This window comes from Streptomyces sp. NPDC001532 (genome assembly GCF_040298625.1).
Taxonomy (GTDB): Bacteria; Actinomycetota; Actinomycetes; order Streptomycetales; family Streptomycetaceae; genus Streptomyces.
In genome coordinates this window covers 1-20,800 of the sequence record NZ_JBEPAL010000071.1, presented here as the reverse complement: position 1 = coordinate 20,800, position 20,800 = coordinate 1, and the positions used below count along the sequence as shown (strand labels likewise).

Annotated in this window: 24 protein-coding genes and 1 tRNA gene; 17 read left to right on the top strand and 8 right to left on the bottom strand. The window is 72.2% G+C overall.

What is annotated here, in order from left to right; all coding sequences use genetic code 11:
- Positions 1-87: 87 nt before the first annotated feature.
- The 5 genes from ABT232_RS37040 to ABT232_RS37020 all read right to left on the bottom strand — a co-directional run bounded on the left by ABT232_RS37040 (position 88) and on the right by ABT232_RS37020 (position 6,109).
- Positions 88-2,094: a copper resistance CopC/CopD family protein gene (locus tag ABT232_RS37040; protein WP_351848831.1), complete on the bottom strand. Its 2,007-nt coding sequence runs from the start codon at positions 2,092-2,094 to the stop codon at positions 88-90.
- Positions 2,095-2,168: 74 nt separating this feature from the next.
- On the bottom strand, positions 2,169-2,924 hold the full coding sequence (locus tag ABT232_RS37035; protein WP_351848829.1) for an SDR family NAD(P)-dependent oxidoreductase: 756 nt from the start codon (positions 2,922-2,924) through the stop codon (positions 2,169-2,171).
- The gene (locus ABT232_RS37030) at positions 2,921-3,418 is read right to left on the bottom strand and encodes a cupin domain-containing protein (protein WP_351848826.1); all 498 of its coding nucleotides are present in this window, start codon (positions 3,416-3,418) and stop codon (positions 2,921-2,923) included. Before ABT232_RS37030 ends, ABT232_RS37035 begins: the two co-directional genes overlap by 4 nt.
- Positions 3,415-4,026 carry a GNAT family N-acetyltransferase gene (locus tag ABT232_RS37025; protein ID WP_351848823.1) on the bottom strand — a complete coding sequence of 204 codons (612 nt, stop codon included), beginning with the start codon at positions 4,024-4,026 and terminating at the stop codon, positions 3,415-3,417. Before ABT232_RS37025 ends, ABT232_RS37030 begins: the two co-directional genes overlap by 4 nt.
- Positions 4,019-6,109: a penicillin acylase family protein gene (locus tag ABT232_RS37020; RefSeq protein WP_450871977.1), complete on the bottom strand. Its 2,091-nt coding sequence runs from the start codon at positions 6,107-6,109 to the stop codon at positions 4,019-4,021. Before ABT232_RS37020 ends, ABT232_RS37025 begins: the two co-directional genes overlap by 8 nt.
- Positions 6,110-6,266: 157 nt before the next feature.
- On the opposite strand from ABT232_RS37020, the gene ABT232_RS37015 reads away from it, so the two are divergent.
- The 4 genes from ABT232_RS37015 (at position 6,267) to ABT232_RS37000 (ending at position 8,182) form a co-directional block, all read left to right on the top strand.
- The gene (locus ABT232_RS37015) at positions 6,267-6,860 is read left to right on the top strand and encodes an HhH-GPD-type base excision DNA repair protein (protein ID WP_351848820.1); all 594 of its coding nucleotides are present in this window, start codon (positions 6,267-6,269) and stop codon (positions 6,858-6,860) included.
- Between the two features lie 72 nt (positions 6,861-6,932).
- Positions 6,933-7,607, top strand: coding sequence for an HdeD family acid-resistance protein (locus ABT232_RS37010; protein WP_351848817.1), 675 nt, complete (start codon positions 6,933-6,935; stop codon positions 7,605-7,607).
- 81 nt (positions 7,608-7,688) lie between these two features.
- The gene (locus ABT232_RS37005; protein ID WP_351848815.1) at positions 7,689-8,003 is read left to right on the top strand and encodes a hypothetical protein; all 315 of its coding nucleotides are present in this window, start codon (positions 7,689-7,691) and stop codon (positions 8,001-8,003) included.
- Positions 8,004-8,056: 53 nt separating this feature from the next.
- Complete coding sequence (locus tag ABT232_RS37000) at positions 8,057-8,182, top strand: hypothetical protein (RefSeq protein ID WP_351848812.1); 126 nt, start codon at positions 8,057-8,059, stop codon at positions 8,180-8,182.
- 24 nt (positions 8,183-8,206) lie between these two features.
- On the opposite strand, the gene ABT232_RS36995 is transcribed toward ABT232_RS37000, so the two are convergent.
- Entirely contained in the window at positions 8,207-9,811 is a 1,605-nt protein-coding gene (locus tag ABT232_RS36995) for a helicase HerA-like domain-containing protein (protein WP_351848809.1), read from the bottom strand.
- Between the two features lie 117 nt (positions 9,812-9,928).
- On the opposite strand from ABT232_RS36995, the gene ABT232_RS36990 reads away from it, so the two are divergent.
- A complete protein-coding gene (locus ABT232_RS36990; RefSeq protein ID WP_004943146.1) occupies positions 9,929-10,225 on the top strand; it encodes a type II toxin-antitoxin system VapB family antitoxin in 297 nt (98 codons plus the stop codon).
- Positions 10,226-10,359: 134 nt separating this feature from the next.
- Positions 10,360-10,983 (top strand): LytR C-terminal domain-containing protein, encoded by a 624-nt coding sequence (locus ABT232_RS36985; RefSeq protein WP_351848855.1) that lies wholly within the window; start codon positions 10,360-10,362, stop codon positions 10,981-10,983.
- Positions 10,984-11,063: 80 nt separating this feature from the next.
- Here the strand turns inward: ABT232_RS36985 and upp are convergent, their stop codons facing one another.
- Positions 11,064-11,699: a uracil phosphoribosyltransferase gene (upp, locus tag ABT232_RS36980; protein ID WP_351848806.1), complete on the bottom strand. Its 636-nt coding sequence runs from the start codon at positions 11,697-11,699 to the stop codon at positions 11,064-11,066.
- Between the two features lie 112 nt (positions 11,700-11,811).
- Between upp and ABT232_RS36975 the strand changes: the two genes are divergently transcribed.
- The 9 genes from ABT232_RS36975 to ABT232_RS36935 all read left to right on the top strand — a co-directional run bounded on the left by ABT232_RS36975 (position 11,812) and on the right by ABT232_RS36935 (position 17,077).
- Positions 11,812-12,006 carry a hypothetical protein gene (locus ABT232_RS36975; protein ID WP_351848853.1) on the top strand — a complete coding sequence of 65 codons (195 nt, stop codon included), beginning with the start codon at positions 11,812-11,814 and terminating at the stop codon, positions 12,004-12,006.
- A 301-nt stretch (positions 12,007-12,307) separates the two neighbouring features.
- On the top strand, positions 12,308-12,847 hold the full coding sequence (locus tag ABT232_RS36970; RefSeq protein WP_351848804.1) for a tRNA adenosine deaminase-associated protein: 540 nt from the start codon (positions 12,308-12,310) through the stop codon (positions 12,845-12,847).
- Positions 12,848-12,906: 59 nt separating this feature from the next.
- The gene (gene tadA, locus ABT232_RS36965) at positions 12,907-13,338 is read left to right on the top strand and encodes a tRNA adenosine(34) deaminase TadA (protein ID WP_351848850.1); all 432 of its coding nucleotides are present in this window, start codon (positions 12,907-12,909) and stop codon (positions 13,336-13,338) included.
- A gap of 71 nt (positions 13,339-13,409) precedes the next feature.
- Positions 13,410-13,494, top strand: a tRNA-Ser gene (locus tag ABT232_RS36960).
- 308 nt (positions 13,495-13,802) lie between these two features.
- Positions 13,803-14,024, top strand: a complete 222-nt coding sequence (locus ABT232_RS36955) for a hypothetical protein (protein ID WP_351848801.1) — start codon at positions 13,803-13,805, stop codon at positions 14,022-14,024.
- A 273-nt stretch (positions 14,025-14,297) separates the two neighbouring features.
- Positions 14,298-14,543 carry a hypothetical protein gene (locus tag ABT232_RS36950; protein WP_351848867.1) on the top strand — a complete coding sequence of 82 codons (246 nt, stop codon included), beginning with the start codon at positions 14,298-14,300 and terminating at the stop codon, positions 14,541-14,543.
- Positions 14,543-14,836: a Dabb family protein gene (locus tag ABT232_RS36945; RefSeq protein ID WP_351848800.1), complete on the top strand. Its 294-nt coding sequence runs from the start codon at positions 14,543-14,545 to the stop codon at positions 14,834-14,836. The genes ABT232_RS36950 and ABT232_RS36945 overlap by 1 nt, the downstream gene beginning before the upstream one ends.
- Before the next feature lie 164 nt (positions 14,837-15,000).
- On the top strand, positions 15,001-15,849 hold the full coding sequence (locus ABT232_RS36940) for an RNA polymerase sigma factor SigF (RefSeq protein ID WP_351848847.1): 849 nt from the start codon (positions 15,001-15,003) through the stop codon (positions 15,847-15,849).
- A gap of 316 nt (positions 15,850-16,165) precedes the next feature.
- Complete coding sequence (locus tag ABT232_RS36935) at positions 16,166-17,077, top strand: RNA polymerase sigma factor SigF (RefSeq protein WP_351848797.1); 912 nt, start codon at positions 16,166-16,168, stop codon at positions 17,075-17,077.
- Between the two features lie 174 nt (positions 17,078-17,251).
- Here the strand turns inward: ABT232_RS36935 and ABT232_RS36930 are convergent, their stop codons facing one another.
- Complete coding sequence (locus tag ABT232_RS36930) at positions 17,252-17,446, bottom strand: hypothetical protein (RefSeq protein WP_351848795.1); 195 nt, start codon at positions 17,444-17,446, stop codon at positions 17,252-17,254.
- Between the two features lie 235 nt (positions 17,447-17,681).
- Between ABT232_RS36930 and ABT232_RS36925 the strand changes: the two genes are divergently transcribed.
- Both ABT232_RS36925 and ABT232_RS36920 read left to right on the top strand, forming a co-directional pair.
- Complete coding sequence (locus ABT232_RS36925) at positions 17,682-18,200, top strand: MarR family winged helix-turn-helix transcriptional regulator (protein ID WP_351848793.1); 519 nt, start codon at positions 17,682-17,684, stop codon at positions 18,198-18,200.
- 91 nt (positions 18,201-18,291) lie between these two features.
- Positions 18,292-20,721: an MFS transporter gene (locus ABT232_RS36920; protein ID WP_502975537.1), complete on the top strand. Its 2,430-nt coding sequence runs from the start codon at positions 18,292-18,294 to the stop codon at positions 20,719-20,721.
- The last annotated feature ends 79 nt before the right edge of the window (positions 20,722-20,800 follow it).

Sequence of the window (20,800 nt, the reverse complement as noted above, 5' to 3'; positions counted from 1 at the left end):
TGAACTGGGCAAACACCTCCATTGTCGGCCCCTCGGGGCGGGCCGGGGGTCAGCCGTTCGGATGACACGCGGGGCGGCGGGCCGGGGTCAGGTGACGCGTACCGGCCGGGCCACCGTCACCTGGTCGAACTCCGACACCCGCACCGTCACCTTCATCGTCCAGGTGCCGGCGACCGGCAGGTCGAGGGTGTCGGTGGCCCAGTAGCCGCCCCGGTCGGCCAGCCGGGCGTCGATCGGGCCGATGTCCTGGGCGTCGAGGGTGAGGGAGAGACGGAGTTCGGGGACGGTGACGAGACCGCCGTCGGGCGCGAAGACGACGGCCTGGACGGAGTTCTCGCCGGTGCGGGCCGGGTCCAGGGTGATCTGCACCGTGCCGCGGCCTCCCGGGGTGCCCGTGTCGTACGGCACGGTCGCGGTGGTCGTGGGCGGCAGCGAGGCCGACGCCCCGGCGCCTGTCGCCCCGGCCGCCGCCTCGGTCACGGCGCGGCTCGGCGGGGTGCCGGTGAGCAGGGTGGTGAGCAGCAGCACCACCATGGCGACGGCCAGCTCGGCGAGGACGGAGCGGCACAGGGCTCGGCGGTGCGGTTCTGGGGACGCTTCGGGTTCGGGTTCGGATTCCGATTCGGGTCCGGATTCCGATTCGGATTCGGGTCCGGATTCCGATTCGGCTTCCTGTTCGGGTTCGCGCGAGGGTGAAGGCGAGGGCTCGGGGTCAGGCCCTGGCCCGGGCTTCGGCTCCTGCGGCGGGCCCGGTGGGGACGCCCCGGCCGGCGGCTTCCCCACCGCGACCACCGCGGCCGCCGTCCCCAGCGCCCCCACCGTCGCCACCGCCCGGACGGCCGTCTCCGTCCGAGGTGCCCCCGCCGGTTCCCCCACCCGCGCGGCCCCGGCCGGCTCCGGCACCCGTTCCCTGACGACCGCCCGGCCGGCCACGCGCGTCCGCACCAGGCGGCGTGAGATCCGGGCCACCGCCAGCAGCAGGATCACCGCGGCCAGTTTGGCGAGCAGCAGTCGGCCGTACGAGGTCCGGGTGAGCGCGTCCAGGGAACCGAGGCCGCGCCAGGACTGGTAGACGCCGGTGATCGCGAGGACGGTGACGGAGAGGAAGGCCAGACGGGAGTAGCGGGTCACCGCGGCGGTCGGGAGGGCGCCGTGGCGCAGGCAGAGCAGGAGTGCGGCGAGGCCGCCGAGCCAGGCCGCCATCGCCAGCAGGTGCAGCACCGAGGAGGTGATCGCCACCGGTACCTGGATCCCGGCGGAGGCGTGCTCGGCGCCCGCCCAGGTGAGGGCGAGGCCCACGGCGAGGGTGGCGCCGGCGGCGAGGACGGCGGGGGTGCGGCGTCTGGGCAGCAGGGCGAGCACCAGCAGCAGGGCCAGCCGGCAGAGCAGGGCCACACCCGGTCGGCCGGTCAGGGTGCGGGCCAGGCCGGCGGGGTCGAGGGCGGTCCAGGGGGCGGTGCCCGCCTCGTAGGGGGCGCGCAGCAGGAGCAGGGCGACGGTGGCCGCGAACAGGGTCCACCAGCCGGCCATCAGCGGCCGGCGCAGGGGACGCGGGTGGGGCGGGCGACAGACGGCGATGAAGGCGGCGGTGCCGAGGAGGAGGGCGGCGGCGAGGTAGGAGAGGTGGCGGGCGAGGGTGTGCAGGGCCTTGGTCGCCGGGTGTTCGGCCGGGCCGGTGTCCGGCGCCGCGGTCGTACGGCTGGGTTCGCCGACGGAGAAGGTGAAGGCGCCGGAGACGGGGTGGCTGTCGGCGGAGACCACGCGCCAGGCCACCGTGTAGGTGCCGGTGCCCAGCTCGCCGGGCACGGTGACGCGGATGGTGTCGTCGCCGCCGGGCAGGTGCCGGGGCTCGTCGAGGTGGGTCCGGCGGCCGTCGGGGCCGAACAGCCGCACCGAGCCCTCCAGCAGGCCGACGGATTCGGTGAAGCCGAGGGTGAGGTGCCGGGGCGCGGACGGGAGGACGCTGCCGTCGCGGGGGTCGGTGGTGCCGAGGGCGGCGTGCGCGGAGGCGGGGGCGGCGGGGCCGAGGAGGAACAGGATCAGCAGGACCACCGTCAGCGCCGGCCGACGGCACAGTCGTACGCCTTCGTGCATCAGATCCGTACTCCCGATGTCCGCGACCGGCCTTCGGGAGGGATACGGACGGCGGGTGCCGGGCGTTCAGCCGGTCACCAGGGCGGACGGGCGGTGACTCCGCCGTCGACCACCAAATCGTGGCCGGTGATCCAGGAGGCGAGCGGCGAGGCGAGGAAGACACAGGCGTCGCCGACGTCCTCGGGGCGTCCGAGCCGGCCGAGCGGGGCCGCCTTCCGCCACCGGCGCACCCCGTCCGGCCAGTCCTCGGCCAGGCCCTCGCGGTCGATCAGGCCGGGGGAGACGGTGTTGACGCGGATGCCGAGGGGGCCGTACTCCAGGGCCGCCGCGCGGGCGTGCATCACGACGGCGGCCTTGGCGGCGCTGTAGTGGGCGTGTCCGGGTGCGGGGGCGCTCGCCTCGATGGAGGCGATGTGGGTGACGGAGCCGCCGTCGCCCATCACCTGAACCGCCGCCTGGGTGCAGGCGAACACGCTGCCCAGGTCGGTGTCGACGACCGTCCGCCACTCCTCGCCGGTCATCGCGGGCAGCTCGCGCACCGGCTGGACGCCCGCGTTGTTGACCAGTGCGGTCAGCCGCCCGCCGCCCCATTCGGCGGCCTCGCGCACCACCCGGTGGCAGGCGTCCTCGTCGGTGAGGTCGGCGTTCAGGACGACGGCCCGGCCGCCCGCAGCGCGGATGCGGTCCGCGACCTCTCGGGCCGGCTCCAGCGCGGTGCGGCAGTGCACGGCGACCGCCGCTCCGGCCTCCGCGAAGCGCAGTGCGATGCCCCGGCCGATGCCTTTGCCCGCGCCCGTGACCAGGGCGACCTGTCCTTCCAGCAGCCTCATGGACGGCACAGTGGCACGATCCGCGCGGCCTCGGCCGGATAGCGCGCCGTCAGCTCGTCCGCGTCGCCGTGCTCGTAGTCGGCGTAGCGGAAGCCGGGTGCCATGGTGCAGCCGAAGAACGTCCAGTCGCCGCCCTCGGCGACCCGCCCGCCCATCCAGGTGCCGGCGGGCACGGTGAGCTGGAGGTGCTGGCCGCCCAGGACGTCCCGGCCGAGCACGGCGGTGCGGGCGGTGCCGTCCGGGGCGAGCAGCAGGAGTTCCAGCGGGTCGCCGAGGTAGAAGTGCCAGATCTCGGCGGTGGGCAGGCGGTGCAGGGCGGAGAAGTCGTCCCGGGTGAGCAGGGCGACGATGGCCGTGCCCTCCGGCCGGCCGTCCGGGCGCTCGGGCCCGGCCCAGGTGCGGCGGAACAGGCCGCCCTCGCGCGGTATCGGTGCGAGTCCGTAGTGCGCGACGAGGGCTTCCGGTGTGAGGGGCGCGGCGCTGTCCGGGGTCACGCCGGGAAGGCTACCTCCCGGCGCAGGAAGGCCAGTTGGGCGCGCTTCTCGGGCAGGTACACGTCCGGCAGGTCGATCTCCGGCAGCACCACCGCCGGGCCCGCCTCGAAGCCCTGCTTGACGAACCGGGCGATGGCCTTGTCGTTGGCCACATCGGGGTCGACGACGATCCGCCGCCGGTCCAGGGTGCGGAAGACGTACCCGTACACGGCGGCCACCAGCCCCGCCGTCCAGCCGGCCCGCGCGCCGCCGGTCGTCGTGGCGGGGGCGAGGAGCAGATGGATGCCGATGTCCCCGGGCTCGGGCGGGTAGCACTCGCTCACCCGGTCCGCCTCCGGCTCGTAGGTCTGGAGCAGGGCGGCCGCGACGCCGTCCTTCACCAGGAGGAAGGCGTGATGGGTGTCGAGGGTGTCCATGTGGGCGTAGGTGTCGGCGACCTGGTCCTGTGTCAGGCCGTTCATGCCCCAGAAGGAGGCTCGTTCCTCGCTGACCCAGCCGTGGATCACCTCGGCGTCGGCCTTGGCGTCGAGGGGCAGGACGCGCACGGTGCCGAAGCCGTCGACCACCTCCTCGTGGACGGTTTCACGTGAAACGTACGGCTCAGACATCGCTCTCCTTCACGAGCTGGTCCCAGTCGGTGACGACCGGGACGAGGTCTCCCCCGGCCCACAGGGGGAGCTGGTCACGGTGGTGCGGCGAGCCGGGCACTCCGGACGCGCCGAACGGCACCACCCAGCGGCTGTCCGTCCGCCGCGCCAGATCCCACACATAGCGGGCGGCCGGTCCACGGGCGGCCAGATCGGTGAGGCCGGGGACCGCGGAGGTGCACAGCACGCAGTCGTGGTCGCCGGACAGACCGGGTTCGTCGTACGGGGTGCCGGTCAGGGCCCGCCAGGCGGCAAGGCGGTGGGTGTCGCCCCAGGTGCCCCCGGGCTGCCGCGCGGCGGTCTCCTCCAGGGCCGCGCGGACCAGAGCCGGGCGGTCGACGCCGTACAGCTCCTCGGCGCGCAGCAGATGTTCGAGGGCGTAGCCGATGCGCACGGTGAGGTTCAGCCAGGGCAGCAGGGCCTCGGGGTAGGCGGGCACCTCGGTGAGCGCGGCGAACGCCGGGTGGGCGGCGAGCCGGCGGACGACCGCGCCGCGCAGTGCGGCGAAGGCGGCTGCGTCGGTGCTGGTGGCGTCCATGCGGCGGTCCCAGCTCAGCAGGCGGTCGCGCAGCGACTCCGTCTCGGGGCCAAGTCCGTCGAGGGCGGCGAGGTGGTCGAGGAGGGGGGCGGCGGAGGCGAGGTGGGTGTCCATGTGGATGGCGGACATGTCACCGGGCGCCCACCGCTCCTTCTCGGCGAGCAGGGCAGCGATGCGATCGGCGCGATGCGGCGGGGCGAACTCGACACCGAGCGGGGCGGCGGGGCCGCGCTGGTTGGCCATGACGGCGACGCCGTCGGTGAGACCCGCGCGGGGCGTCTCGTGCCAGCCGGTCCACTCGTGGCCGGGCTCCCAGGCGGGCACCGGGTGGACCCGGTTGGCGGCCGAACGCTCCGGCACCCGGCCCGCGACCCGATGCAGCGTGCCGCCCTCGGTGTCCGCGGCCTGCACCACGTTGACCGGCTCGGCCCACCGGTCGAAGGCGCGGTCGACGTCGGCGACCGTGCGGGCCCGCAGCAGCGGGAGCAGCGCGTCGAAGCCGAGGTCGGCGGTGACGCGCGGCGGGTACCGCAGGCTGAGGGCGAGCGGGGTGCCGTCGTCGAGGCCCTCGGGTCCGCCGGCGACGACGGGGCCGCGGTCGGTCTCGATGATTTCCACGGGCACGCGTTCCTCGCCGCGCACCTCGATGTACTCGGTGTGCCGCTGGGCGCGCCGCCAGATCCCGTCCGGGCCGAGCGCCTCGACGCCCGCGCCGGTGCGCCGCAGCCGCTCCTCGTACAGGTCCTGGTAGTCGGCCATGGCGTTGGTGATGGCCCAGGCGACGGTGCCGGTGTGGCCGAAGTGGGCGATGCCGGGGACGCCGGGCACGGCGAGGCCGACGACGTCGAACTCCGGGCAGGACAGGTGGATCTGCTGGTAGACGCCGGGGTCCTCGATCCAGCGGTGCGGGTCGCCGGCGATGACCGCCTGCCCGGTGACGGTGCGCTCGCCCGCGACCAGCCAGCCGTTGCTGCCGGAGGTGCCGGGCCCGTCGGTGGCGAACAGGCCGACCGCCTCGGAGCCGAGGTGCCGGACGGCCCGGCCGCGCCAGAGCTTGGCGGGGAAGCCGGCGAACAGGATGTGCGTGGAGACCCAGACGGCGAACGGGGTCCAGGGCTCCCAGTGGCCCGGCGCCAGTCCGGTCTCGGCGAACTCGGGGGTCCGGCGGGCTCCTTCCGCCAGCCCTTCGTTGACGCCGTCGACGTACGCCCGGACGAAGTCCGCCGACTCCGGGTCGCGGGCGGCGAGGGCGTCGAAGCAGCGGCGGGCGGTGTCGGCGAGGCGGGTGCGCCGGGCGAGGAGGTCCCAGGCGAGGGCGTCGGTGCCGAGGAAGGACGCCGAGGTGCCCTGGGCGCGGTGGCGTTCGACCTCCAGCTGCCAGGCGCGGTCGAGCGCGGTGACCCGGCCCTGGACGCGGGCGAGTTCCGGCGCGCTCGCGGCGCGCAGATGCGGGATGCCCCAGGCATCGCGGTAGATCCCGTGGATCCCGTCCGTCTCGGTCGTCACCCCTGTAGCCCTTCTCTGCTTTAGGTTAGGCTCGCCTAACTAAGTCGTGGCGGAATCGTACGCGAGGTGTGAAGAAGGGTCGTGGGGCAGGGTCGGCAACCCTTGCCACACCGGGCACCGGCGCGCGACCCGGCACCGGACGAGAGATCATCGGTCCATGGACGTCACCCTTCGCCTCGCCCAGGACCCCGACGCCGACGCGCTGCTCGGCCGCAGCCCGCTCGCCGCGCTGGTCGGCATGCTGCTCGACCAGCAGATCCCGATGGAGTGGGCGTTCAAGGGGCCCCGGACGATCGCCGACCGGATGGGCGCCGACGACCTGGACGCCCACGAGATCGCCGCCCGCGACCCCGAGGCGTTCGCCGCCGTGCTCTCCGAGAAGCCGGCCGTGCACCGCTACCCCGGCTCGATGGCCAAGCGGATCCAGCAGCTGTGCCAGTACCTCGTCGAGCACTACGACGGTGACGCCGAGGCCGTCTGGAAGGACGCCGGCAGCGGGACCGAACTGCTGAAGCGGCTCCAGGAACTGCCCGGCTTCGGCAAGCAGAAGGCCCAGATCTTCCTCGCCCTGCTCGGCAAGCAGCTCGGCGTGCGGCCCGAGGGATGGCGGGAGGCCGCCGGTGACTACGGGCAGCCCGGGTCCTTCCGCTCCGTCGCCGACATCACCTCGCCGGATTCGCTGGCCAAGGTGCGGGCGCACAAGCAGGAGGCGAAGGCGGCGGCGAAGGCCGCCAAGGCGGCCGGGAAGTAACCCCGGCCCGGGGGTCATCCGGGTGGCCCGCGCCCGGTGGCGGGCGGCCTTGCCAGGGTCCAAGCATGGACCATGAGCGAGGCACCGACGGGCTCCCCGTGGGGACCCGAGTACGACGACCGCAAGGTCCACCACACCCGGCCCACCAGACCCCCCGCGGCCGGCCACGAGCCAGAGCCGCCCTTCGAGGGCCCCCTGCACGCCCTGTCCCGCGCCGCCTGGCAGATCGTGCTGCTCACCGGTGTCGCGTCACTGGTCCTGGGCGTCCTGGTACTGGTCTGGCCGGGCGCCTCACTGCGCGCCGCCGGCGTCCTGTTCGGTCTCTACCTGCTGCTCAGCGGTGTCTTCCAGCTGATCTCCGCGTTCGGCACGCACAAGACGACCGCGCTGCGCGTGCTCGCCTTCGTCAGCGGCACGGTGTCGATCCTGCTGGGCCTGTTCTGCTTCCGCGGGCCCCTCCAGTCCACCCTGCTGCTCGCCCTGTGGATCGGCATCGGCTGGCTGTTCCGGGGCGTCTCGCAGACCCTGGCCGCCGCCTCCGACCCGGGCGTGCCCGCGCGGGGCTGGCAGATCCTCCTCGGCGTCGTCACCCTGCTCGCCGGGATCGTGCTGATCGTCTCGCCGTTCGAATCGGTCGCCGTGCTGACCGTCGTCGGCGGCTGCTGGCTGCTCGCCGTCGGCATCGTCGAGATCATCACCGCCGTACGCGTCCGGGGCCGGGCGCGGCGGATCCCGCGCGAACTGTGACCACCGCCGTCCGTACGCCGAGCGGGCGGATCTCACGGCCCGCGCGATGAACGGCACACGCCCGTCGGGGAGACGTCTTCCGTGAGTGCCGCACCGAGCCTTCCGCGCAGCCGGACCTGGCTGCGGGTGTGCGTCCTGCTGCTCGCCCTGCTGATACCGGGCGCGCACATCGAGGCCGCCGGGACTCCGGTCGTCGCCGGAGAGGCGGCCGAGGCCGACCTGACCGAGGCGGCCCTGCGGCCGATGACACGGACGGCCCAGCGAGCCGTCGTACGGCACCGGCCGGTGCGGCCGGCCGCACCGGCGCCCGGCGCACCCGTGGCCGCCACCACCGGACCCCTGCCGGCCCCGCCCTACCTCCCGCCCGCTCCGCGGTACGTGGTCCTGCGCTGCTGACCGGACCTTCTCCCCCAGGTCAGCACGCGAACCACGACACAAGGAGCACCACCATGCCCACCGATCCCTACGCGGTGCTGCGCGCCCTGCTGCGCGCGGAGGCGGCGCGCAGCGCGCCCAAGCCGGAAACGCAGAAGACCAGGCCGCAGCAGCCGTCGATGAAGAACACGGGCCGCTGAGTCGCCGGTACGGCCCGGTCGGCGCTAGCGCCTCCGCCGGGCCGTGCCGAAGAGGGAGCGGGTGATCTCGCGGCCGATGCCGGTGCCGACGGAGCGGGCCAGGGACCGGAACACGGCGCTGCCGACGACCTGCTCCACGACGGACTCGTCCCGCCCCTCACCGCCCTGCCGGTCCCGCCGCCCGTCCCGCCCGTGGCCGGGTGCCCGTTCCGGGGCCGGTTCCGGCTCGCGCCTGCGCTCCAGCCTCTCGTACGCCGACTCCCTGTCCACAGCCTGTGCATAGCGCTCGAACAGCGGCGAGGACGTCACCGCCCGCTCCAGGACGGCCGGATCGACCGGGCCCATCAGGGACTCCGGGGCGCGCAGCCGGGTCGCGGCCACCGGCGTCGGCGCTCCCCGCTCGCTCAGCACCGTCACCACGGCCTCCCCGGTGCCCAGCCCGGTCAGCAGCTCCTCCAGGTCGTAGGCGGAGTGCGGGAAGGTGCGCACCGTGGCCCGCAGCGCCTTCTCGTCGTCCGGTGTGAAGGCGCGCAGGGCGTGCTGGACCCGGTTGCCGAGCTGGGCGAGGACATCGGCGGGGACGTCCTTCGGGGTCTGGGTCACGAAGAACACCCCGACGCCCTTGGAGCGGATGAGCCGCACGGTCCGCGTGATCGACTCCAGGAACGCCTCGGACGCGTCGTGGAAGAGCAGGTGCGCCTCGTCGAAGAAGAACACCAGCCTCGGCCGGTCGACGTCCCCGACCTCCGGCAGATCGTGGAACAGATCGGCCAGCAGCCACATCAGGAAGGTGGAGAACAGCAGCGGCCTGTCCTGTACGGCGGGCAGCTCCAGCACGGAGACGACGCCCCGGCCGTCCTCCGCCGTCCGCAGGAACTCCGCCGTGTCGAACTCCGGCTCCCCGAAGAAGGCGCCCATGCCCTGCGCCTCGAACGCGGTCAGCGAGCGCAGGATCACCCCGGCGGTGGCCGCGGACAGCCCGCCCAGACTCCTCAGCTCGGCCCTGCCCTCGTCGGAGGTGAGGAAGGCGACGACCGCCCTGAGGTCCTTCAGGTCGAGAAGCTCCAGGCCCTTGGCGTCCGCGTAGTGGAAGACCAGGCCGAGGGACTGCTCCTGGACCGGGTTCAGGCCGAGCGCCTTCGACAGCAGCACCGGGCCGAAGCCGGTGACGGTGGCGCGCACCGGAATGCCGTGGCCGAGACCGCCGAGCGCGTAGAACGCGGCGGGAAAGCCGGTCGCCGTCCACTCCTGGCGCACCTCGGCGGCGCGCGAGCGCAGCTTGTCGCCGGCCACGCCCGGTTCCGCGATGCCGGAGACATCGCCCTTGACGTCGGCGAGGAACACCGGCACGCCCTGCGCCGACAGCTGCTCGGCGATCAGCTGGAGCGTCTTGGTCTTGCCGGTGCCGGTGGCGCCCGCGACCAGACCGTGCCGGTTGAGCATCGCCAGCGGGATCCGCACCCGCGCGTCCGGCAGGCACCGCCCGTCCCACAGCAGGGCGCCCAGATCGAGTGCGGGCCCGGCGAAGGCGTAACCGGAGGCGATCTCCAGGGCCTGGCTCGGGAGGGCGGGGGTGGTCGGCGGCACCTCGGGCACGGTGGCGCCGGGCAGGGTCTCGCGGTCGCCCATGACAGCTCTCTCCCCTCGACCCGGTTTCCGTTTCGCCCCGATTGACGGCATCTTTTCCAGCGTCGCACTCGCTCTTCATGGCTGCGCCCGGAACGTCTGGCCCGGTAGGCTTTCCGTGTGATCTTCAAGCGCATCGGAAACGGCCGGCCGTACCCCGACCACGGCCGGGAAAGCACCCGGCAGTGGGCGGACGTCGCGCCGCGCCCGGTCCGCCTCGATCAGCTCGTGACGACCAAGCAGCAGCTCGACCTGGAGACGCTGCTCGCCGAGGACTCCACCTTCTACGGCGACCTCTTCGCGCATGTCGTGAAGTGGCAGGGCGACCTCTATCTGGAGGACGGTCTGCACCGCGCGGTGCGCGCGGCCCTCCAGCAGCGCCAGGTGCTGCACGCCCGCGTGCTCGAACTGGACTGACCCGCCCGCCGGGCCCGTGCTTGGCCCTTTCGGGTTCTTTCATATTTTCGCGCGCCGCGTCGAATGATCATCTAGTAGGCATCGCCGCCCGGGAGCACTACGCTGCGCCCATGAGCATGCTGACTCCTCCCGGCATGGGCGGCCAGTACCGGATCACGGGGGACAAGTACCCGCGGATGCGCCGACCGCGCCGGCGCGGCAGGCTCGTGCTGCTCGTCACCGCCTCCGCCGCCGGCCTCGGCCTGCTCGGCTGGGGCACGCTCCAGCTCGTCGACGTCTTCACCGGCGGCGACAAGGCCTCGGCGGCCGGCGCCAAGGTCGGCTGCGCCACCGGGGCGAGCCCGTCGCCGGGCGCTTCCCGGGCGGCGGCAGACCTGCCCGAGCCCGGCACGATCACCGTCAACGTGCTCAACGCGACCACCCGCACCGGCCTCGCCAAGAAGACCGCGGACGAGCTGAAGAAGCGCGGCTTCCGCATCGGCGACGTGGGCAACGCGCCGAAGGAGTACGACAAGAAGGTCAAGGGTGCCGGGATGGTGCTCGGCCCGGCCACCTCGCTGAACACCTCGCTGCCGGTGCTCGCCACCCAGCTCCCGGCCGCCGAACGCCGTACCGACGCGGCACGCGAGGGCGCCACCCTGGACCTCGTCCTGGGCGACGCCTTCAAGGAACTGGCGGCGAAGCCGGCCGCCGACAAGGCCCTGGCCGCCCTGACCGCCCCGGAACCGGCACCGAGCGCGTCGAAGAAGACCTGCTGACCCGAGAGCCAGGGGGCCGGTGGGCCGAGGCGCCCTCGGCCGGCCGGGGCGCCCGCGGAACGTCGCGAACCGGTGGAGCCTTACTCCGCCGAGCCGTACATGCGGTCGCCCGCGTCGCCGAGGCCCGGCACGATGTAGCCGTGCTCGTTGAGGCGCTCGTCGACCGAGGCGGTCACCACCGTCACCGGCGTGCCGGCCAGGGCGCGCTCCATGACCTCGACGCCCTCCGGGGCGGCCAGCAGCACCACGGCGGTGACATCGTCCGCGCCGCGCTTGATCAGCTCCTGGATCGCCGCGACCAGCGTGCCACCGGTGGCCAGCATCGGGTCGAGGACGTACACCTGGCGGCCGGAGAGGTCCTCCGGCATCCGGGTGGCGTACGTGGAGGCCTCCAGCGTCTCCTCGTTGCGGATCATGCCGAGGAAGCCCACCTCGGCGGTCGGCAGCAGCCGGACCATGCCGTCCAGCATGCCGAGCCCGGCGCGCAGGATCGGCACCACCAGCGGGCGCGGGTGGGACAGCTTCACGCCGGTGGTCCGCTCGACCGGCGTCTGGATGTCGACCTGCTCGGTGCGCACATCACGGGTCGCCTCGTAGGCGAGCAGGGTGACCAGCTCGTCGGCGAGACGGCGGAAGGTCGCGGAGTCGGTGCGCTGATCGCGCAGCGTGGTGAGCTTGTGGGCGACCAGGGGGTGGTCGACGACGTGGAGACGCATGCCTCAACAGTAACCGCGCCTGCCAGGCCTTTCCGCTCGTCGGACGGTGGCGTCAAACCCGCCGTCCGGGGGAAAGTGGAGGGACGGATGGGGAGGTGTGCCTGTGCCCGAGTTGCCGGACCTGCCCGAGCACGACCCGGCGAACGCCGAGTCCCGCCCGGAGACCGACACCGAACGCCGCCGACGGCGGGCGCGGTTCCTGCGAGAACTCGCCGAGGCCCGGGAACTTCGTGATCGCGTCCAGCCCCGCCGCGCGAAGGCGGCCCGGCTGCGCCACGCGATGCGTATGCGAACGTTCCGCTGGTAGGCGGCCGGGTCCGGGATTCGCGGGAAGATCCGCGCGCGGTACGGGCGTTGTGGGGGTGGGCATGCGTGAACGCCGTCGAAAGCCGCGTACGATCCGCAGGTGGTGGCAACGAGTCTGCTGGTGAGTCGTTCGCGGACGCGCGATCAAAACAGCAGGACACAGGGAGCCGAAGACGTCCCCTGAACGCCTTGTTTCTGCCACGATTCCGAGTGGGTGGGGCTCGGAGCCCTCGACTCCCCGCCCGTAACCTCCGCCGGGGGGACCCCCAACCGGCACGCCTAAGACCAGTGGGAGAGTCACGGTGTACTTCGCCGCACTGCTCGCGCGCACCGAAGACGGGTGGGAAGCGAGCGACACAGAGCTCGACGATGTGGAAACCCTGTCGGATCTGGCCGACCTGGCCCGGGAAGCCTCTCCCGACGAGGACACGGTGCTCGTCCTGATCGAACAGGAGGACGCCTGGTTCGGCGTCGTCCGGGTCGACGGCGAGGACGACCCCCGGATCTACGTCTCGGACGCCGCCGCCGCTGCCCGCAGCAGCTACGGCGAGATCCTGCTCACCGACGAACTGCTCGGCAGGGAGCCCGGCGACGACGACGCCGACCTGGACTCCCTCGACCTCGACGGCACGGAGGACGGTGAGTCGGAGGACGAGGACGCCGACGACCCGGCCGAGGCCGCCGGCTCCGCCGATTCCGTGCCGCACGGCCCGGTCGGCGACGCCGGTCTCCTGGACGACCTGGGGATCGACGCCAAGGAGCTGCTGACCCTGGAGGGCGACGCGGTCAACACGATCGCCGACTCCCTCGGCGCCGCGGACGTCCTGGAGGCGGTGCGCTGACCACCCCGCCCGGCACCGGCTCCGCTCCGGACCCGGTGCGTGACCGCTGGCGGGCCGCGATGCGGCTCGCCCTGGAAGAGGCCCGGCAGGCCGCCCGGGGCGGTGACGTCCCGGTCGGCGCGGTCGTGCTCGCGCCGGACGGCACCACGGTCCTCGCGGCCGGCCACAACGAGCGCGAGGCGACCGGCGACCCGACCGCGCACGCGGAGGTGCTGGCGATCCGCCGGGCCGCCGAGCGGCTCGGCGAGTGGCGGCTGTCCGACTGCACCCTGGTGGTCACGCTGGAGCCCTGCACGATGTGCGCGGGCGCCCTCGTGCAGTCCCGGGTGGACCGGGTCGTCTACGGCGCCCGCGACGACAAGGCGGGCGCGGCCGGCTCCCTCTGGGACGTCGTCCGCGACCGCCGGCTCAACCACCGTCCCGAGGTGATCGAGGGCGTGCTCGCCGACGAGTGCGCCCGGCTTCTGACGGACTTCTTCCGCGCCCGCTGAGCTCCGGTGCGCCGGGAGGCACGGGGAAACGGATTTCGGACCACGGGCCACCGTGTTGTAAGGTCTCTCTCGGTAGCGTGTCCGAGCGGCCGAAGGAGCTCGCCTCGAAAGCGAGTGTGGCGCAAGTCACCGAGGGTTCAAATCCCTCCGCTACCGCAGGTAGAAGGGGCGCCCGGTTCATCGAACCGGGCGCCCCTTCGGTTTCCGTCTCAGTTTGTCTCACCTGGGCAAGGCAGAGCACGGCTGGTGTCACTCACACCCCCGCCTCCCTGTCTTGTTCGATGAACCGCCCCGATCAGAGCGCCGGTCCACGCGCTGAACACTGATTTGCGCCTCGTGCCCTGGACGACCAGGCTGGTAGATGAGCATCACGAGCGCGCGGGACGTGATGAGTCGGACCATAGGCCGCGACGTGCGTGCGACTGTTTCGGGATCACACACCGCGTGGTGGAGGACGATCTCTCATGGACAACCCCAACGAAGAACTCGTTCAACTGACTTTCGGCGGCGCTTTTTCCGAAGGGGCATCCGACTTCTGGGCCGTGTGGTGCCCTCAAGAGCGGCACTTCGTCGAAGACGACATACGGCTCAACCAATTCCAGGCACAGCAGGTGGCCGACCGGCACAACGAGCCGACTCAGCACAGGGCGCAGCCCTACCATGTCCAGTTCACGCAACCAGCCTGACTGGACGGCTTCGAGCTGAGTGCACCTCTGCGCGCTTTCAGCGTCGCGTGCACCAACCGCGCCTGTCACCGTCACCATCCAGTGATCGGTGGCTCGTCTCCTGTCCACAGGAGACGAGCCACCGATCGCAGCACCCAGTTGCCATTTGAGGCCCTTGCGCGTTCAGGCAGCGACCGAGGCCGGGGCAAGGCGTAAGCGGATCGCCGTCTCCCCCGGCACGGACCTGCTCGCGCACGCAGACCGTTGACCCTTAAATAAGATGTGAGCACTGAGGTGGCAGTTACACTCACCGCCGTCAGCAAAGGGCCCCTCGGGGCGTGGACGGGCACAGGGGAGGCCGTGGTGGCGGTGAACGCCAAGAAGATCGCCGTCTATCTGGTCGTGGTCTTCGTGCTGTACGTGATCATCACCGACCCGGCCAAGGCCGCCGACTACGTCCAGATAGGCTTCGAGGGCATATCGGACGCGGCCAAGGCCCTCGGCGACTTCGCGACGTGGGTCGCCAACGGAGGAAAGTGATGATCCGCCACCTGGTCCTCTTCAAGCTGAACGAGGGCGTCGACCGCGACGACCCGCGCGTGGTGAAGGGCGTCGAGGCGTTCCGCGCGCTCGACGGCAAGATCGACGAGATCCGCTTCTGGGAGCTGGGCTGGAACCTCAGCGACCGCCCCATCGCCTACGACTTCGCCATCAACTCGGGCTTCGACGACGCCGACGCGCTGCGCCGGTACGTGGAGCACCCGGAGCACCAGGCGGGGGTGGCGCTCTGGAAGGAGTTCGCCACCTGGGTGATCGCGGACTACGAGTACTGAGCCCCCGCGCCCCCGCGCGCCCGAGCCCTCCGCCGGAACGGCGGGGGGCTTTCGTGCACTTACGCCTCAACTCATCCCTCAACACGGGGTTATGGGGTGCTTGCACACAGTGCACATGTCTTGTGATGCTATGACCGCTTTTGACGGATTGGTTGACGGATGAGTTGACGGGTGAGTTGACGGATGAAGAGGTGGCGTTGACCGTGTCGGCCAGTACTGCGCCGCCCCAGGAAGCAGCCGCACCGCGCAGCCGCGGTGCCGACACCCGGGCCCTCACCCAGGTGCTCTTCGCCCAGCTCAAGGAGCTCCAGCCGGGCACGCCGGAGCACGACCGGGTGCGCGGGGCGCTGATCGAGGCCAACCTGCCGCTGGTGCGCTACGCGGCCGCCCGTTTCCGCTCCCGCAACGAGCCGATGGAGGACGTCGTCCAGGTTGGCACCATCGGACTGATCAACGCCATCGACCGCTTCGACCCGAACCGGGGCGTGCAGTTCCCGACCTTCGCGATGCCGACCGTGGTCGGCGAGATCAAGCGCTACTTCCGCGACAACGTGCGCACCGTCCACGTACCGCGCCGGCTGCACGAGCTGTGGGTGCAGGTCAACAGCGCGACCGAGGACCTCACCACCGCCTTCGGGCGCTCCCCGACCACCGCCGAGATCGCCGAGCGGCTGCGGATCACCGAGGAGGAGGTGCTGTCCTGCATCGAGGCCGGGCGGTCGTACCACGCCACCTCGCTGGAGGCGGCCCAGGAGGGCGACGGGCTGCCCGGCCTGCTCGACCGGCTCGGCTACGAGGATCCCGCGCTGGACGGCGTGGAGCACCGCGATCTCGTCCGGCACTTGCTGGTGCAACTGCCCGAGCGCGAGCAGCGGATCCTGCTGCTGCGCTACTACAGCAATCTGACCCAGTCCCAGATCAGCGCCGAGCTCGGCGTCTCCCAGATGCATGTCTCCCGGCTGCTGGCGCGCAGCTTCCAGCGGCTGCGGTCGGCGAACCGGATCGAGGCGTGAACACCCGTACGGAGCCGTTTGCGGGACCGCTGAATCGAACCGGCGCACAACCGAAAACCTGATCTACCGGTCACCGTTGCGAGCGAATCGCTCACCTGGGCTCTTGCCGGTGGAATCGCGGCGAAAGCCCGTCAGACCCCTTGTTTCCAGGGCGGATTCGCATCTTGCATGTCGACATGTCACTACAGCGTGTTGCCGACATGTGACATTCTGCGGAAAGCGCGTTTGCCGGTGCCTCGGCTCCGGTATTCAGGTGAAGGCTGCGTTCCTCGGTGGGAGCGTCCGCCGTACCGTCCCGCGACCCAAAGGGGGTGGCATGTCCGCAGACCAGGGCAGCTCGAAGGTGCTCACGCTCACGAAGAGCGAGGCAGCGACCGTCGAGCCCGACGTGCTCGACGACGTCACGGCCATCGAGGCCGCGCCGGCCCTCCCCGCGGCAGAGGTACCGGTGGTACCGGCCTCCGGGGACATCGACACCCGCACCCTGTCCCGCTCCCTGTTCCTGCGGCTCGCCGCACTCGACGAGGACAGCCCCGAGCGTGCCTACGTCCGGGACACCCTGATCGAGCTCAACCTCCCCCTCGTGCGCTACGCGGCCGCCCGGTTCCGCTCCCGCAACGAGCCGATGGAGGACATCGTCCAGGTCGGCACCATCGGCCTGATCAAGGCCATCGACCGGTTCGACTGCGAACGCGGCGTGGAGTTCCCGACCTTCGCGATGCCGACGGTGGTCGGTGAGATCAAGCGGTTCTTCCGGGACACCTCGTGGTCGGTGCGCGTGCCGCGCCGCCTCCAGGAGCTGCGGCTCGCGCTGACGAAGGCCAGCGACGAGCTGTCCCAGAAGCTGGACCGCTCCCCGACGGTCGGCGAACTCGCCACCGTGCTGGGCGTGTCCGAGGAGGACGTGGTCGACGGCCTCGCGGTCGGCAACGCGTACACCGCGTCCTCGCTGGACTCGCCGGCCCCCGAGGACGACGGCGGCGAGGGCTCGCTGGCGGACCGGCTCGGGTACGAGGACTCGGCGCTGGAGGGCGTGGAGTACCGCGAGTCCCTGAAGCCCCTCCTCGCCAAGCTGCCGCCGCGCGAGCGCCGCATCATCATGCTGCGCTTCTTCGCCAACATGACCCAGTCGCAGATCGGCGAGGAGGTCGGCATCTCCCAGATGCATGTCTCCCGGCTGCTGACCCGGACCCTGGCGCAGCTGCGGGAGGGGCTCATCTCCGACTGACGCGTCCGACTGACGCGTCCGACTGACGCGTCCGACTGACGCCGGGCCGATCGTCCGGCCGCACCGGGTCGGGCGTCGCTCACACGAACCGGACTCGTGGCCGCCGAGGCGCCGTGAAGGCTGCGTCGGCGGCCGTCGTGTGTCCGGGCGCCGTCACGACGGCGCGGCCGGTGCTTACTTCAGCGCCAGCCAGGCGACCGCGGCGACGATCGCCACGGCGACGACGACTCCGACGATCAGGCCGATACGGGGGCCCGCCGGGGCGGACGCCTGCTGCTGGGCCGGGGGCGCCTCGTCGACGAACGCGCGGAACATCTGGGTGCTGCCTGCGGGGTCGTGATTGCCCTGCGGGTTCTGGGTGTTGGCCATGCGCGAGACCCTAGCGAAGAGACCGGGCAAGCCCAAGGCCGGGTCCGCGGGGCCGGTGCTCGGGCACCGCCGCAGGGCCATCAGGACCGCCCTTCCCGCCGCCACCTGCGCCTTTACGACCGCCAATACTTGCCTTTGCCAAGTTTTTATGCCCCGCATGCCCGTTTTCGTTTGCCTGCGGCAACCATCCATTCCTATGGTTGCCCTAAGCAACAAAGAACCCGGGAGATGCCCTATGGCCGAGCAGGCGCAGTACGAGGAGCTCGTGCGTCAGTTCAGTGCCTTCGGAGCCGTGAAGCGGGAGATGGGACGGATCCTGCCGCCCGACTGCCCCGCCGGCTCCGCCGCCGTGCTGACGCTGCTCGGCCGGCACGGCGACATGCGGATGAGCAGGCTCGCCGAGCTGCTGAGCGTGGACATGTCGGTGACCAGCCGCCATGTCGCCCATCTCGCCGAGCGCGGCTGGATCGAGCGCTCCCCCGACCCGGCCGACAAGCGCTCCCGCATCCTGCACCTCAGTCCGGCCGGCGAGACCCGGTTGGACGAACTGTCCGAGCGGACCACCCGGCTGCTCGCCGAACGGCTGAGCGACTGGTCCGACGAGGACGTCGGCCGGCTCATCGGGCTCATGGCCCGGCTGCGGGCCAGCTTCGACGACTGCCGTGCCGCACCGCAGCGGCCACCGCGCCCCCCGGCACCGCCGGAGGCCGAGCACCCGGCACGCACCACCCGTACACCCGCATCAACGACGTAAGCAAAGGAAGCCCATGGCAACGACCACACCAGCCGGTGTGCGGGCCCACGCCAAGCACGGGGGAGGAGCGCACTCCCCCGGCGGCGCCTCGATGACCCACCGGCAGATCATGGAGGCGCTCTCCGGGCTGCTGCTCGGCATGTTCGCCGCCATCCTGTCCTCGACGATCGTCACCAACGCCCTGCCGGAGATCGTCTCCGACCTCGGCGGCGGCCAGAGCGCCTACACCTGGGTCGTCACCTCCTCGCTGCTGGCGATGACGGCCTCCACCCCGCTGTGGGGCAAGCTCGCCGACCTGGTCAGCAAGAAGGCGCTCGTCCAGATAGCCCTGCTGGTCTACGTCGTCGGCTCGGTGATCGCCGGTCTGTCGCAGAACCCGGCGATGCTGATCACCGCGCGGGCCGTGCAGGGTCTGGGCGCCGGCGGTCTGTCCGCCCTGGCGCAGATCATCATGGCCGCGATGATCTCCCCGCGTGAGCGTGGCCGCTACTCCGGCTACCTCGGTGCGACGTTCGCGGTCGCGACCGTCGGCGGCCCGCTGCTCGGCGGTGTCATCACCGACACCGACTGGCTCGGCTGGCGCTGGTGCCTCTACGTCGGTGTGCCGTTCGCGCTGATCGCGCTGGTGGTGCTGCAGAAGACGCTGCACCTGCCGGTCGTCAAGCGGAAGGTCAAGGTCGACTGGGCCGGCGCCTTCTTCGTCACCGCCGCCGTCTGCCTGCTGCTCGTCTGGGTGACCTTCGCCGACGACAAGTACGACTGGATGTCCTGGCAGACCGGTGTCATGGTCGGCGGCGCGATCGTGCTGACGCTGGTCTTCCTGTTCGTCGAGACCAAGGCCGCCGAGCCGATCATCCCGCTGCGCCTGTTCAGGAACCGCACCATCACGCTGGCCTCGCTGGCCTCGCTGTTCGTCGGTATCGCGATGTTCGCCGGCACCGTCTACTTCAGCCAGTACTTCCAGCTGGCCCGCGACAAGTCGCCGACGATGTCCGGCGTCATGACCATCCCGATGATCGGCGGCCTGTTCGTGTCGTCGACGGTCTCCGGCCAGATCATCACCAAGACCGGCAAGTGGAAGGCCTGGCTGCTGGCGGGCGGCGTGCTGCTGACGGCGGGCCTCGGCCTGCTCGGCACCATGCGCTACGACACCCCGTACTGGCACATCGCGATCTTCATGGCGCTGATGGGTCTCAGCGTCGGCATGATGATGCAGAACCTCGTGCTCTGCACCCAGAACCAGGTGGCCCCGAGCGACCTCGGTGCCGCGTCCTCCGTGGTGACCTTCTTCCGGTCCCTCGGCGGTGCGGTCGGCGTCTCGGTGCTCGGCTCCGTGATGTCCAGCCGCATCACCCACTACGCGTCGGACACCATCGGCCAGCTCAGCCCGCAGGAGCAGGCGGCGGCCGCCCAGGCCTCCGGCAGCGGCGCCATCCCCGACATGGACCTGCTCCCCGAGGGCATCCGCACCTGGCTGGAGAGCGCCTACGGCCACGGCATCGCCGACATCTTCCTGTACGTCGCCCCGATCGCCCTGCTCGCCTTCCTCGTGACCCTGTTCATCAAGGAGGTCCCGCTGCGGTCGACCGGCGCCCTGGCCCAGGCCGCCGAGGCCGACGCCGCGGCTCAGGCCGGCGCCCCGGCCGCCGACACGTCGGTGCCGGCCCGGGCCACCACCGCCACCGCCACCGCCGGCCCCGAGGGCACCCAGCCGCTCGCCGCCGTCGCCACGGTGGCCGCCCCGGCCGAGTCCACCGGCGGCGGCATCCCGGTCCGCGGCCAGGTCCGCGGCGCCGAGAGCGCACCCGTCCCGCAGGCCGCGGTCACGCTGATCTCGCTCTCCGGGCGCCAGCTGGGCCGCTCCGTCACCCAGGCCGACGGCTCCTACGCGCTGGACGCGCCGAGCGCGGGCTCGTACGTCCTGATCGCCTCCGCCGACGGCTTCCAGCCGCAGGCCTCCACGATCATCGTGAACGACGAGCCGGTGGCGTACGACATCCTGCTCAGCGGCACCAGCGGACTGAGCGGTGTGGTCCGGGCCGCCGACGGCGCGCTGCCGGTGAAGGACGCGATGGTCGTCGTCACCGATGTGCGCGGCGATCTGCTGGCCGGCGCGGCCACCGGGGAGCACGGCGAGTTCGGCTTCGCCGAGCTGGTGCCCGGTCCGGTGACCGTCGCGGTGAACGCCGCCGGATACCGGCCGCGCGCCCTGCCCGTCGAGGTCGGCGGCACCGGGGTCACCCGGGTCGAGATCGACCTGGACGCCGGGGCCCGCGTACAGGGCGTGATCCGCGCCCCGCACGGCCCCCTCGCGGACGCCCGCGTGACGCTGGTCGACGCGGCGGGCAACGTGGTCGGCTCCGCCACCACCGGGTCGGACGGGGCGTACGCCTTCACCGACCTCGACAGCGGCGAGTACACGGTGATCGCGACCGGCTACCCGCCGGTGGCGACCGCGCTGACGGTCACCGGCACCGGCGCCGACGACCACGACGTCACGCTCGCCCACCCCGGCGAGTAACCCCGACCCCGGCCCGGGGGGGGGGCGGGGTGGGGGGGGGGGGCGGCCCCGGCGGCGGGGAGAGGAGGCGGTGTTGTTT